10 protein-coding genes and 1 pseudogene are annotated in these 12,716 nt (G+C 63.8%); 2 read left to right on the top strand and 9 right to left on the bottom strand.

Going from position 1 to position 12,716, the window contains the following annotated elements; translation table 11 throughout:
* The first annotated feature begins 110 nt into the window (after nucleotides 1-110).
* Together CK228_RS09545 and CK228_RS09540 are read left to right on the top strand one after the other, a co-directional pair.
* Complete coding sequence (locus tag CK228_RS09545; protein ID WP_245438000.1) at nucleotides 111-1,106, top strand: VWA domain-containing protein; 996 nt, start codon at nucleotides 111-113, stop codon at nucleotides 1,104-1,106.
* Entirely contained in the window at nucleotides 1,106-1,993 is an 888-nt protein-coding gene (locus tag CK228_RS09540; protein ID WP_179295865.1) for an amidohydrolase, read from the top strand. The genes CK228_RS09545 and CK228_RS09540 overlap by 1 nt, the downstream gene beginning before the upstream one ends.
* A 233-nt stretch (nucleotides 1,994-2,226) precedes the next feature.
* Here CK228_RS09540 and CK228_RS09535 read toward each other — a convergent pair whose 3' ends face one another.
* The 9 genes and pseudogenes from CK228_RS09535 to CK228_RS09495 all read right to left on the bottom strand — a co-directional run bounded on the left by CK228_RS09535 (nucleotide 2,227) and on the right by CK228_RS09495 (nucleotide 12,686).
* Nucleotides 2,227-3,492, bottom strand: coding sequence for an ABC transporter substrate-binding protein (locus tag CK228_RS09535; protein WP_095787669.1), 1,266 nt, complete (start codon nucleotides 3,490-3,492; stop codon nucleotides 2,227-2,229).
* A 24-nt stretch (nucleotides 3,493-3,516) separates the two neighbouring features.
* Nucleotides 3,517-4,347, bottom strand: a complete 831-nt coding sequence (locus tag CK228_RS09530; RefSeq protein ID WP_095773841.1) for a carbohydrate ABC transporter permease — start codon at nucleotides 4,345-4,347, stop codon at nucleotides 3,517-3,519.
* Nucleotides 4,344-5,267 (bottom strand): annotated as a pseudogene (locus CK228_RS09525) (sugar ABC transporter permease). The gene CK228_RS09530 and the pseudogene CK228_RS09525 overlap by 4 nt, the downstream one beginning before the upstream one ends.
* The gene (locus CK228_RS09520) at nucleotides 5,260-6,411 is read right to left on the bottom strand and encodes an ABC transporter ATP-binding protein (RefSeq protein ID WP_095787668.1); all 1,152 of its coding nucleotides are present in this window, start codon (nucleotides 6,409-6,411) and stop codon (nucleotides 5,260-5,262) included. Before CK228_RS09520 ends, CK228_RS09525 begins: the two are co-directional and overlap by 8 nt.
* On the bottom strand, nucleotides 6,408-7,256 hold the full coding sequence (locus tag CK228_RS09515) for a metallophosphoesterase (protein ID WP_095787667.1): 849 nt from the start codon (nucleotides 7,254-7,256) through the stop codon (nucleotides 6,408-6,410). Before CK228_RS09515 ends, CK228_RS09520 begins: the two co-directional genes overlap by 4 nt.
* A gap of 239 nt (nucleotides 7,257-7,495) precedes the next feature.
* The gene (locus CK228_RS09510) at nucleotides 7,496-7,903 is read right to left on the bottom strand and encodes a carboxymuconolactone decarboxylase family protein (protein ID WP_095773837.1); all 408 of its coding nucleotides are present in this window, start codon (nucleotides 7,901-7,903) and stop codon (nucleotides 7,496-7,498) included.
* A 111-nt stretch (nucleotides 7,904-8,014) separates the two neighbouring features.
* Nucleotides 8,015-9,511, bottom strand: a complete 1,497-nt coding sequence (locus CK228_RS09505; RefSeq protein ID WP_095787666.1) for a sugar ABC transporter ATP-binding protein — start codon at nucleotides 9,509-9,511, stop codon at nucleotides 8,015-8,017.
* Nucleotides 9,511-10,566: a hypothetical protein gene (locus tag CK228_RS09500; RefSeq protein ID WP_095787665.1), complete on the bottom strand. Its 1,056-nt coding sequence runs from the start codon at nucleotides 10,564-10,566 to the stop codon at nucleotides 9,511-9,513. Before CK228_RS09500 ends, CK228_RS09505 begins: the two co-directional genes overlap by 1 nt.
* Nucleotides 10,563-12,686: an SMP-30/gluconolactonase/LRE family protein gene (locus CK228_RS09495; RefSeq protein ID WP_095787664.1), complete on the bottom strand. Its 2,124-nt coding sequence runs from the start codon at nucleotides 12,684-12,686 to the stop codon at nucleotides 10,563-10,565. The genes CK228_RS09500 and CK228_RS09495 overlap by 4 nt, the downstream gene beginning before the upstream one ends.
* Nucleotides 12,687-12,716 lie beyond the last annotated feature (30 nt).

The following is a 12,716-nucleotide window of genomic DNA, read 5'->3' as shown; positions in this document are numbered from 1 at the left end:
CCGCGCCCTTCCTCGGCTTCGGCCGGCTGCTACGCCGCTACGGTTTCGCCGTCGCACCCGAACAAATCTCCGGCTTCATGCAAGCCGTGACATTACTTGGCCCACGCTCAATGTCTGACATCCACGAAGCCGCCCTTGCCACGCTGGCGCCGCCACCCGATCGCCGCGACGAATTCGAGGTCCACTTCCAGAGCCATTTCTACGGCAACACGTCAGCCGTGGTCGAAGGCGAAGCAGACGAGGAAACCCGCATCAAGGATGATGGCGGCGCCGACGATGAGCGGACCGAGGCCGAGCGTAGCCGGGAAGGCGGCGAGCTATCCTCGGCCCTGGAACAGTTGAGCACGCGCGACTTCCAGCGCGACGACGACAGGCTGACCGCCTTTCGCCGAAAACTGTCCTCCGCTTTGCCCGCCCGCCGCTCCTTCCGCACCGTGCGCACCCCTTCGCGTGGCAAGCTCGATCTGCGCCGCTCGCTCAGGGAAATCGTCAGCGCCGATGGCGACGTGCCCTCGCCGCTGCTGCGCCGCCGCCAGACCGTGCCGCGCAAGCTGCTGCTCTTGATCGACGTCTCCGGCTCGATGAAACTGCACACGGCGGACTATCTCAAGCTGGCGCATGCCGCCGTGCAAGGCGCCGGCCGCGCCGAGATATTCACCTTCGGCACGCGGCTCACCCGCATCACCTCGGCCCTGCGCATCCGTGACCGCGATCAGGCGCTGGCCCGCGCGGTAGCCCAGGTCGACGACTGGGACGGCGGCACCCGCATGGGGCCGACGTTGCTCGCCTTTCTCTCCGTGCCGCGCTTCTCGTCCTTCGCGCGTGGAGCAGCAGTCATCATCCTGTCCGACGCTCTGGAGCGCGGCGACCATGCCGAACTGGAGACCGCGATGCGCCGGCTGAGCGCCCGCGCCTTCCGGCTGTCGCTGGCCACGCCTTTGGCCGGCGACCCGCGCTTCCGGCCGGCAACGGCAGCGCTGCGCGCCATCCTGCCTGATCTCGACGATCTCATCGACGGCTCGTCGCTGACCAGCCTCACCGATTTCATCCTGTCGCTCGCCCGCCCTGCCCCCACGGCATCGACAATCTGGAAAAGGGTATCGTGATGCAGAAAGCCATCGACGCGCATTTCCACATCTGGCGCCAGAAGGATCAGCCCTGGCTGGTCGGGCCGATAGTGCCGCGCATCTTCGGCCCCTACGAGCCAATCCGTCGCGACTATCCGATCGGCGAATTCCTCGAGGACCAGAAGAGGTCAGGCGTCGAGAAAGCCGTCTATGTCCAGACCAACTGGGCGAAGGAGGATTTCGAGAAGGAAGTCGCCTTCCTGCAGACGACCGCTGACGAGACCGGCTGGCCGCATGCCATCGTCGGCTATGCCGACATGACGGTCGACGATGTCAGGCCTCAGATCGACCGGCTGATGCAATACAGGCTGCTGCGCGGCATGCGCATGCAATTGCACTGGCACGAGACGCCGGCTTTCCGCTTTGCCGCCTCGGCGGATCAGGTCATCGACCCCAAGGTGCGGGCCAATGTCGCGAGGCTGAAGGATTACGGCCTGTCCTTCGACCTGCAGCTCTTCCCCGCCCAGATGAAGGACGGGCTGACGCTGGTCGGCGAGAACCCCGAGACCAACTTCATCCTCACCCATGCCGGCATGCTGACCGGCGCGGATCAGGAAGCCACCGAGGCCTGGAAGGCCGGACTTCGCACGCTTTCGGCCGCACCAAACCTCTATGCCAAGCTGTCCGGTCTCGGCACCTTCGTCCACCGCAACGACCCGGCGCTGATTGCCTATATCGTCGACAACGCCATCGATATTCTGGGTGCGGATCATCTGATGTTCGGCTCGAATTTCCCGATCGAGAAGCTCTGGACCAGCCATGCCGAGTTGATCAAGGCGCACCGCGATGCGGTGGCGAAACATGGTGCAGAAACTGAGGCCGGCATTTTCTGGAACACGGCCGAAAAGGTTTATCGGCCAGTGTAGCGCTCTCTTCCTTCTCCCCTTTGTTTGGATCGGGAAAATCGCACACCTGTTCGCGATGTCCCCGGTCCAAACACCCTTGCGGGAGAAAGGTGGCCTCGCGAAGCGAGATCGGATGAGGGGTGCTCCAGGGAACACCACGCCTCACTCCGCTGGAATACCCCTCATCCGTCTCGGCGCTGCGCGCCGATCCACCTTCCCCCACAAGGGGGAAGGAAGAAGCCGCCACACAACCCTTACTGCGTCGGCAACATGCCTTCGACGTCGCTTGCCGCGTCATAGAGCGCTTCCTTGGGTGAGGCCGACTGGTCGACGATGCGCGACAGATTGTCGACGATCGTCTGCGTGACCTTGACCCCATTGTGGCCCGGGAAGGCATACCATGGAACCATCAGCGGCATCTGGCTGAGCCCGGCCTGGAACAGCGGGTTCTTCTTGTAGAAATCGCCGAGATACTCGGGAGACTTCGCCGCCAGTTCGTTGTTGGGGACATAGCCGGTACCCGGCACCACGACGGAGGCGCCATAGGGGCCGGCGGCGAATTTCGCGAACTTCCAGGCGGCCTCCTGCTTGGCCGCGTCCTTGGTCAGGATGACCACGGCATTGCCGCCGGTCGGCAGATGGCCGTTGATCGGATCGATCAGCGGGATCTTGGCCGTGCGCAGGGTGAACTTGTCGCCGACATTCTTGATCGTGTTGACCAGCGCACCGGTGGTCTGGAATTCGAAGCCGACCTTGCCGGCCGCGAACGCCTGTTCGCCCGCCGGCTTGGTGAAGACCGGCATGCCGCCTTCCTTCACCATGCGCTCGAGGGTCTCCACCGCCTTCTCGCCTTCCGGCCCGTTGAAGGCGACCTTGCTTTCGTCCTCGTTCAGCATCTTGCCGCCGGCGCCGAACAGCAGCGCCGAGAACATCCAGTCATCGCCCTGCCAGCGGAAGTCGATGCCGTCGATGCCATTGCCGAGCGCCTTGATGTTGCCGCCGAGCGCGATGACCTCGTCCCAGGTCTTGGGCGGATTGTCCGGATCGCCGCCGGCCGCCTTCACCAGGTCGGCGTTGTAATACATGATCGGATTGGAGGTGGCGAAGGCGAGGCCAACCTGCTTGCCATTGACCTGCGCCAGTTTCAGAATCGTGTCGGAGAAGCCGAGCTCCGCCATATTGCCTTCCTTCTTGACCAGCGGGCCGAGATCGACCGCAACGTCGCGCTCATTGAGCATGCGCAGGCGGTTGAGGCCGATGAAGGTGATGTCGGGCATCTCGTCGGTGCCGGCCTGGCGAAGGATGGTCTGGATGCCCTCTTCATAGGTTGCCGACGGGCTGGCGAACTGGATCCTGATGTCGGGATTTTCCTCCATGAACTTCTTCGAGATCGTGTCCATCACGTTCTTGAAGAAGCCGGGCATCGGGTAGTGAACCGTCAGCGTCGTCTCGGCATAGGCGGGAAGGGCCGCCGCCAGTGACACCGCTGCTGCGGCAAAAATCCTAGAAATATGCTTCATCGTTCGTGCTCCTTGTTGGTCCGATCAGCCTTTGAGACCGGTCATGGTGATGCCCTCGACGAAGCGTTTCTGCGCGAGCAGGAAGGCGGCGACGAGAGGAAGGGTGATGATCAGCGTGGCGGCCATCAGCGCGCCGTAGTCGTCGCCGGCCTCGGCGGCGCGGAAATACATCAGGCCGAGCGGCGGCGTGGCGTAGGCCTGCTTGCTGACGACGATCAGCGGCCAATAGAGATCATTCCAGTGCGCAACGACGGAAAAGATCGCGAAGGCGGTGACCGCCGGCCAGGCATTGGGCACGATGACGCGCGCGACGATGCCGAGTTCGGACATGCCGTCGAGCCGCGCCGCGTGCAGCAGGTCGTCGGGCATGGCGCGGAAGAACTGCAGGAACATGAAGATCGCGAACACCGAAATGGTGAAGGGCGCGACCAGCGAGGTGTAGCTGTTCAAGAGCGACATCCTGTCGAAGGCGACATAGAGCGGCAGCGCCGTCGCATGGATCGGCACCAGCAGGCCGAGCATGACCAGCACCATCATCAGCCGCGCGGCGCGGAACTTCAGCTTGGCCATCGCATAGGCGCAAGGGATCGCCACCACGACCTGGAAGAAGAAGATCAGGCCGCACACGATGACACCGTTCCACAGCAGCGTCGCCATCGGCACCTTGGCAAACGCCTTGGCGAAATTCTCGGCGAAGTAGAAATGCTGCGGGATGAGCGCCAGCGACGAGGTGAAGATGTCGCTCTGCGTTTTGCCCGCGGTCGAGATCATGAAGATATAGGGCGCAAGGATCATCAGCGCGCCGAGCGAAAGCAGCGCGAAGCGGATGATGCGGCCGGCCGGGATGCTGTTCATGTGTAATGCACCCGCCGGTCGAGCACGCGGTATTGCAGAAGCATCAGCACGATCAGGATCGCCAGGAAGACGACCGTCATCGCCGAGGCGTAGCCGACGCGCAGATAGACGAAGCCTTCCTGCTAGATGGTGAAAAGCAGCACTTCGGAGGCCTTGTTGGGGCCGCCGTCGGTAAGCATCTTCACCGTTTCGAAGACTTTCACCGCATTGGTGATGCTGATGGTGACGACGAACAGCGTCGTTGGTCCGAGCATCGGCCAGGTGACCAGGAAAAACCGGTCGAGCGCCGATTTCGCGCCGTCGACATGGGCGGCGGCATAGAGCTCGCGCGGGATGGCCGTCAGGCCTGCCAGGAACAGCACCATGTTGAAGCCGACCGACTGCCAGATGCCGATGATCGACAGGCTGTAGAGCACGGTGTTCGACGCGCCGAGCCAGTTCGGGCCGGGAATGCCGGCAAGCGAAAGCAGCGCGTTGAGCGGCCCGATCGTCGGGTGGAAGATGTATTGCCAGACGGTCGCCATGGCGACAATCAGCGAGGCGACCGGCAGGAAATAAACGGTGCGGAAGAAACCGCGCGCCCGCCCCTCGCCTTCGATCAGCAGGGCAACCCCCAGGCCAAGCACGATCGACACGGGCGCGACGATGGCCGTATAGACCGAGGTGTTCCACAGCGACCGGCGGAAGGTGCGGTCGTTCAGGAGATGCGCGTAGTTCTCGAAGCCGACGAAGCGAAACTTGCCGTAGCCAAGCTCGAAATCGGTGAAGCCGAGGAAGATGACGGCGGCCACCGGCAACAGCACGAACAGCAGCAACAGCACGATGGCCGGCGCCGCCAGCAGCCAGGCGGTCCGGTCTTCGCTGCGCGCACGCAGTGCCGCGGCGCTCGCGACATTGCCCGCCAGCGCGACGCTAGACATAGGCCGGCTCCTGCCGCGCACCCGCCGCGACGCGCAGCCGCTTTCCTTCCGGCCCGAAGACCATCGCCTGCTCAGGGGCCAGGACGAGACCCACCTTCATTCCTCCGATCAGGTCCTTCGCCTCATGCGGTGCCAGCTTGGCGACGACGGCGTCGCCGGAGGTCTCGAGCCGGCAATGGGCAATGACTTCCGAGCCGAGGAACTCGAGCCGTTCGATCATCCCGGCAAGGCCGCTCCGGCCGCTGGGAGACAGTTTGACGAATTCCGGCCGGATGCCGAGGCTGACCGGGCCGTTCGCCACCTTCTCCAGCAAAGCCAGCCGGATGCCTTCGAAACCGACACGGCCGTTTTCGGCGAACGCCGGGATGATGTTGATCCTCGGCTGGCCGACGAAACGCGCGACCTCGATATGGGCGGGATCGTTGTAGATCATTTCCGGCGCGGCGAGCTGCAGCAGATTGCCGCCGATCATCACCGCCACCCGGTCGGCCATCGAAAGCGCCTCGGCCTGGTCGTGCGTCACATAGAGCGTCGGCACGCCGGCGCGGCGGTGCAGTTCGACGATCTCGCCGCGGGCATGGACGCGCAGATTGGCATCGAGGTTGGAGAGCGGCTCGTCCATCAGGAAGATGCTGGGATGGCGCACCATGGCACGCGCCAGCGCCACGCGCTGGCGCTGGCCGCCCGACATCTGCCTCGGCTTGCGGTCGAGCAGATGGTCGATCTTGAGCAAACCCGCCATCTCGCGGACATCGCGTGCGATGCCGGTGCGAATATCCTTTTGGCCGGGCAGCAGGGGGCCGACCAACGGCAGGCGCTGCGACCGGCTCAGCCGCTTCATGGCGAGCGGCACGGCGATGTTCTGCCCAGCCGTCAGATGCGGGTAGAGCGCGTAGGACTGGAACACCATGGCGATGTTGCGGTCGGCCGCGGCGACCGGCGACATGTCCTTGCCGCCGACGAAGATTTCGCCGCTGTCGGCATGGTCGAGCCCCGCCAGAATGCGCAGCAAGGTGCTCTTGCCGCATCCGGAAGGGCCGACGAGCGCGATGAATTCGCCGGCTTCGACATCGAGGCTAACGCCATTCAGAATGGCGTTGCCACCAAAGGATTTTTTCAGCCCGCGAAGCGACAGCGCGCTCATGACGCCACCCGCTTTCGGACCTTGTGCGCCTCGTGCGGATAGACCTCGGCCACCACGTCATCGAGGACGTAAGCCGTCATGCCGGGTATGGCGACAATCTCGCTGGCGACGGTGTCGCCGAATTGATGCCCGAGTTGATGGATGACGGCGCCAAGCAGCCGTTCGCCCGGCATGTCGCGCTCCATGTCACCGACCACGAAGGCGGCCGACGGCCCCCATACAAGCGACGTGCTTTCGTAGTGGCCTTGCCATGCCCGGTGCATGTGGCCGCTTGCGAACAGCGCGACATCGTGCGCGGCGATCAGATCGTAGAGGCGCTGGCGCTGCGCCGGCCTGACGCTCCAGTAGCCGGTGTCGCCCTCGCCGGGCGCATCGACGAACAGCGGCTTGTGGGCGAAGAGGGCGATGCTCCGGCCGCCACGGCTTTCCAGCACGGTGCGCAGCCAGTCGAACTGCGCCTCGTCCTCCGCATCGTCGAAGCCCATCAGCAGGCTGTCGAGGCCGATGAGGCGCCATCTCCCTGCATCCTCCATCCAGTAGTCGTGCCCAACCAGCCGGCGCCAGCGCTCAAGGCGCCCGGCATTGACCGGCTGCAACGAACCCGGCAGGTGGCCGACATCGTGATTGCCGGGCACCAGCAGCATCGGCGTGGAGATTTCCCGCATCAGATCCATGCAGAAGGCGATATCGTCATCCTTGTCGGCACCGTCGACACTGAGGTCGCCGGTGTGGATGACAAGGTCGGCGCCGCTCTGCTCGATCCAGGCGGCGAGCGGTGCCCAATTGCCGTTGAAATGCGGCTTGGTCGGACCGAAATGGGTGTCTGTAATCTGAACGATTTTCATGCCGGCTCCACCATACGAGCCGCGCCCCAGGCAAGCGGTATCGCATGGGGCTTCCTTAGTGCCGTTCCATGTCACTTCCTTAACAGCGGCCGGGATAAACCGCGCAATTGCAGGCAACGGTCGTCGAAGAGGGCTGGAGGCACGCACCGCAACGCGGAAACCGAAAAGATTTCAGTCGCTTACCGCCGGTGCGCGACACATTGGCTGCGCTCACAATCTTGTGACGGCGCGCGAAAAGCTCACTTCACCTCGAATTGCGGATCGACCGGGATCTGCATCGCCGTCACCAGATGGTTGGTTTGGCCGGCGAGCCCGATGATCGAGATAAGTTCGCCATGCTGCGCGTCGGTCATGCCCTTGGCCCGGGCCGCCGCCGTATGCGAGTGGACGCAGTAGGAGCAACCATTGGCGGTCGACACCGCGATGTAGATCATTTCCTTGGTCAGCGGATCGATGGCGCTGTCCGCCACCATCACCGCCTTCAGCTGTTCCCACACCCGCTTCAGCGACGCCGGATCATTGGCCAGCCCGCGCCAGAAATTGTTGACGAAATCCGACTTGCGCGTCGCCCTGATATCGTCGAACACGGCCTTCACCGCCGGGATTTTTTCGACCTCGGCATCGCTGAGCAGTCTTGTGGTGGCCATGGCGTTTTTCCTTCGTTGAACCGATGGATCAGGTCGTCGAATCAGGTCTCGAGCAAAGGTGGCTAATCGGCTCTTCTGATTCAGTTTTCGACGTACGCACCAGCCAGCATCCTAATGCACCGCCGCGTACATGATCTTCTCCTCCGTCGCCTCCGCCGGCGAAAACTCTTCGACGATGCGACCCTGTCGGCACACCAGAATCCGGTCCGACAGGTTCATGATCTCCGGCAGGTAGGACGAGATGACGACGACGGCCAATCCCTCATCGGCCAGCCGATTGATGATCTGATGGATCTCGGCGATGGCGCCGACATCGACGCCACGCGTCGGCTCGTCGAAGATGACGATGCGCGGCTGCTGCACCAGCCCCTTGCCTATCACCACCTTCTGCTGGTTGCCGCCGGACAGTTCGACCACCCTGGCATTGTCGTTGATCGCCTTGATGTTGAGCGTCTTCGTCCATTGCGCCGACAGCTGCCGCATCTCCTGCTGGTTGATCACCCAGGCCTTTTCGCGGCCCGCGGCGAGCAGCCCCCCGAACAGGTTCTCGGCAATGCCCATCGTCTCGAAGATGCCTTCGCTCTTGCGGTCCTCGGTGACGTAGACGATGCCGTCGGCCACCGCCTCGCTCGGCACGAGATAGCGCACAGGCCGATCGTCGAGCTCGATCGCGCCGCCGCGCAGAAAATCGCGCTTGTAGATGCCCGACACGATCTTGAAGGTCTCGGTGCGGCCGGAACCGATCAGCCCGAACACGCCGGTGATCTGGCCTTCGAAGATCGAGAAGGAATTGTTGCGCACGACATTGCTCATCGAAATGTCCTGCACCGACAGCACCTTCTTGCCGGCCTTGCGCAGTCTGGCCTCGTCGCGCTGACGGTAGATCTGCCCCGACAATGTGCGCCCGACCATGGCCGCGACGATCTTGTCGCGGTCGAAGGCCGACGTGTCGTCGGTGATGACCAGTTCGCCGTCGCGCAAAACGGTGATGCGATCGGCAATGGCAAGCGCCTCTTCCAGCGCGTGGCTGATGAAGACGATGGAGACGCCGCTCGCCTTGAGCCGACGGATCAGCGCAAAGAAGTGGCGTTTTTCCTCCGGCGTCAGTGTCGCCGTCGGCTCGTCGAAAATGATGATCTCGGCATTGTGGTGGACCGCGCGCGCGATCTCGACCATCTGCCGCTTGGCCGCGCCCAGCGTCGCCACCATGGCGTTGGGATCGACGGGGAAATTCAGGGACTGCAGGAACTGCTGTGCTGAAATATACGTTCCGCGCAGCCGGTTGAGGAATTTCTCAGTGCCGAGATAGAGGTTTTGCGCCACCGTCATCGACGGCACCAGGCTGGTTTCCTGGAACACCATGGCGATGCCGGCCTCGAGAGCCGCGTGCGGCGACGCATAGGCGATCTCGCTGCCCTTGTGGAACATCTTGCCGGAGGTGGCGTCGACCACCCCTGCGATGATCTTGGTCAGCGTCGATTTGCCGGCGCCGTTCTCGCCGAGCAGCGCGTGGATCTCGCCCTTGCGCAAGTCGAAGCTGACATTCTTGACCGCGGGCACGCCGCGATAGTTCTTGGTGACGTTCTCCAGACGGACGATCGGTTCCATCAAAAACCTCCCGAAGCGAGGTCGACAGCCAGAACGCAGTCGCCGCCCTTGGAGGCGATGAACAGCCGGCCGGCCTTTTCCGTCACGCTGCAGATGCCGTGGCGTGTGCCGTTGGCGCGGCTGTGCAGGCTGAATTGCGGCTGCATCTCTGCGTCGAGCCTGACCACCAGACCGTAGGAGCGGCTCGGCGACCACGGCTTGTGGATGCCCATGGTGCGGATGCCGCCGCACTGCAGCGGCTCGAGGAAGCTGCGGTTGGAGGCCAGCGCCGGCGCGATCCAGTAGGCCGGCGGCACCTGGTCGATCATATCCTGCCGGTAGTGCGTTTCCTGCAGAACGAATTCGATCAGCCGGTTGCGTGGTGCAAACAGCGCCAGCCAAGCGCCGCCATCGCCGGCCGGAGAAAGCCGCGCGGGATAGCCGGGCAGATGCGTCAGCACGGTTGAACGGCTGCCCGCAGCGCCGTCAAAGCGGATGAGCTGATGGCGCCAGCTTTCGCTGACCAGCACGTCACTGCCGATTAGGTGGAGCCCATGGGGAAAGGCGAGATCGCCGGCCACCTTGCGGAATTCGCGGCCCATCGCGTCGCGTTTCCAAAGCGAACCGGACGCACCCTTCTTCATCAGATCGGCCGCCCATTGCGAGGGCGCATGTTCGGCCGAACCATTGGCCAGCCACAGCGTGCCGTCTTCGGCATAGGCAAGTGCTGTGATGCAGCTGAGATCAGCCGGCAGCGAAAGCTCCTTGCCTGATACCAGCAGCTTGCCGCTTTCCAGTGCCACCGTGAGTTCGCCCGATGGCGACCCGGCCAGCGCCGTGATGGGCGACGGAAAGGTCTCGATCACCTTGGGCTCGGCTCCGGCGGCAAGCGAATAGACTGCGTTGCCGCTGGAGGCGAGCAGCCGATCACCGGAGGCCAGTAGATTGTCAGGCTCGCTCAGCTCGGCAAACGACGATGCATCGTCCAGCCGCGTGTTGGGCCGGAAAGCGCCATCCAGCGGTGGGATGGTGACCGCCTTGCCGCGAAACATGTCCAGGATCGGATCGAGGATCATGGCTTTGCTCCCCAATAGGAAGCCGGGCTGGTCCAGTTCGGATCGGCGCCTGAAATCCTGTAGCGGCCGACGCGGTTGTTGAGGATGCCGCCGACGAAGAGGTAGCCCTTGTGTTCGCGCATCGAGGTAACCATCGGATGCGCGGCGCCGGAAAGGTCGCCCAGCGCCTCGACGATGCCGCCCTTCTGGTTGAATTTCACCACGCCGCCGGTGTTGATGTTGGGAAACAGCCACTCGTCCTGCGGCAGCCGGCGCGTCATGCGCTTGCGCATGTCGGGATGGCGCAGCGACAGGTCGAAGCTCGGCGTGCGCATGCCGAGCCACGCCATCCAGTAATTGCCGTCGGAAGCGCGGTTGATGTTGTCGGGATAGCCCGGCATGTCGCGGATGACGCATTCGGCGGTGCCGGCCTTCGGCCCTTCCAGCCAGTAGCGATGCACGCGGCAGGCCCAGCTTTCGGCGAAGAACAGCGATTTGCCGTCATGCGCCATGCACACGCCGTTGGTGTAGCGGTAGCCGTCGAGCAGGGTCTTCGTCGACCCGTCCCTGGGGTCGTAGACCAGCAGCCGCCCGGTGGCGCGGTTCTCGATCGAGTCCAGCGCCCAATCATGGGCGTCGTAGCGCTTGGTCGAGTCGGTGAAATAAATGCGCCCGTCGGGAGCGATGTCGCAATCGTTGGGATCGCGCAGCCGCGCATCGTCGACGATCGAGGTCCAGGAGCGCGCGGTCTCGGCCGACAGGCGTTTTACTTCCCGCTGCGGCGAGACGGAATAGAGCCCCATGGCGCCAACGCAGCTGATCAGATTGCCTGACTTGTCGAAGGCCAGGCCCAGCGGGAAGCCGCCAATATGGGCGAACACTTCCGACCTGACATAGTCCGGCGCGAAGAAGCGGACGATCTCGCCATGGCGGGTGCCGCAATAGAGATGGTCGTCGCGGTCGAGGATGACATCCTCCGGCCCCTCCAGTTCGCCAAGCCCGATATGGTCGGCCGCCGACAGCCGGTTGTCGAGTTCGTAAGGCGTGCCGGAGCCCGGTACCGCCGACTGTGTCTCGCCCATCTTGAGGTAGACCGGCGCGACATAGACCTCGTTCAGCACCTTATGGCGGTTCTTCAGCCAGCGGATGTCGATGGTCACCGCCACCGCCAGCATGATGCCGAGCACCATCTGGTTGGTGCCGGTGCCGTAGCCCAGCCGGATCAGCCCGTTGGTCATGGTCAAGACGATGATGGCGCCCATCAACCCCTTGATCACCGAGCCGCGCCCGCCGCCCAGGCTGACGCCGCCGACCACCGCCGCCGTCAGCGCCATGATCTCGAGGTTGAGGCCGGTGCCCGGCCCTGCCCCGCTCAAACGGCAGGCGATGAGAAAACCGCCGATCGAAGCGCAGAAACCGGAGAAGACATAGGTCATGAACACGGTGCGGCGCACGCGGATGCCGGCATTGTGCGCCGAGCGCCGGGAGCCGCCGACCGCCAGCACATGCCAGCCCGGCCGCGAGCGCGTCAGCACGATATGGGTGACGATGGCAAGGATGATGGCGAGCCACACCGAGACCGACAGGCCCCAGAAAGTGCTGTCGCCGATGAAGTCGAGCACGTCCGAGGTGGCGGTCGAGAGCTGCACGTCGGCGGCATAGGTGGTGACCAGGATGTCGAACAGCGCCCGGCCGAAGATGAAGGTGACCAGCGTGGTGAGAAAGGCGCGCAGCCTGAGGTAGCCGACGAGGTAGCCGTTGATGGCGCCGAAAATCAGGCCGGTGGCGAGCGAGGCGGCCATCGCCAGCCAGATCGACTGTTCGAGGATGAAGAAGACATAGACGGCGGAGAAGCAGGACAGCGCGAAGATCGAGCCGACCGACAGGTCGATGCCGCCGCCCAGCATCACCACCGTCATGCCGGTGACGACCATGGAGAACTCGCCGAGCTGGCGGGTCGATTCCTGCAGCGCGTTCAGCTTGAAGAAGCCGGGAATGATCGAGCCGAAACTCGCCAATGTCACCACCAGCGCCAGGAACGGAATGGCGTTGTCGGTCCAGCGTTTGGTCAGGATCTCGCCGACCAGATGGTCGGGCACGAGATTGTAGCGCCAGGACTGCAGGCGTTCGCGAAAGGACATTGGCAGCCGTTGATCAAGAGAAAGAGGTGG

The sequence above is a fragment of the Mesorhizobium sp. WSM4312 genome (assembly GCF_002294875.1).
GTDB lineage: Bacteria > Pseudomonadota > Alphaproteobacteria > Rhizobiales > Rhizobiaceae > Mesorhizobium.
This window is presented reverse-complemented; position numbering and strand designations above follow the sequence as displayed.

Bases quoted from the DNA above. Each gene is read 5' to 3' on its own strand.
- CK228_RS09545 (WP_245438000.1), top strand. From the start codon at position 111: ATGTCTGACATCCACGAAGCCGCCCTTGCCACGCTGGCGCCGCCACCC.
- CK228_RS09540 (WP_179295865.1), top strand. From the start codon at position 1,106: ATGCAGAAAGCCATCGACGCGCATTTCCACATCTGGCGCCAGAAGGAT.
- CK228_RS09535 (WP_095787669.1), bottom strand. From the start codon at position 3,492: ATGAAGCATATTTCTAGGATTTTTGCCGCAGCAGCGGTGTCACTGGCG.
- CK228_RS09530 (WP_095773841.1), bottom strand. From the start codon at position 4,347: ATGAACAGCATCCCGGCCGGCCGCATCATCCGCTTCGCGCTGCTTTCG.
- CK228_RS09520 (WP_095787668.1), bottom strand. From the start codon at position 6,411: ATGAGCGCGCTGTCGCTTCGCGGGCTGAAAAAATCCTTTGGTGGCAAC.
- CK228_RS09515 (WP_095787667.1), bottom strand. From the start codon at position 7,256: ATGAAAATCGTTCAGATTACAGACACCCATTTCGGTCCGACCAAGCCG.
- CK228_RS09510 (WP_095773837.1), bottom strand. From the start codon at position 7,903: ATGGCCACCACAAGACTGCTCAGCGATGCCGAGGTCGAAAAAATCCCG.
- CK228_RS09505 (WP_095787666.1), bottom strand. From the start codon at position 9,511: ATGGAACCGATCGTCCGTCTGGAGAACGTCACCAAGAACTATCGCGGC.
- CK228_RS09500 (WP_095787665.1), bottom strand. From the start codon at position 10,566: ATGATCCTCGATCCGATCCTGGACATGTTTCGCGGCAAGGCGGTCACC.
- CK228_RS09495 (WP_095787664.1), bottom strand. From the start codon at position 12,686: ATGTCCTTTCGCGAACGCCTGCAGTCCTGGCGCTACAATCTCGTGCCC.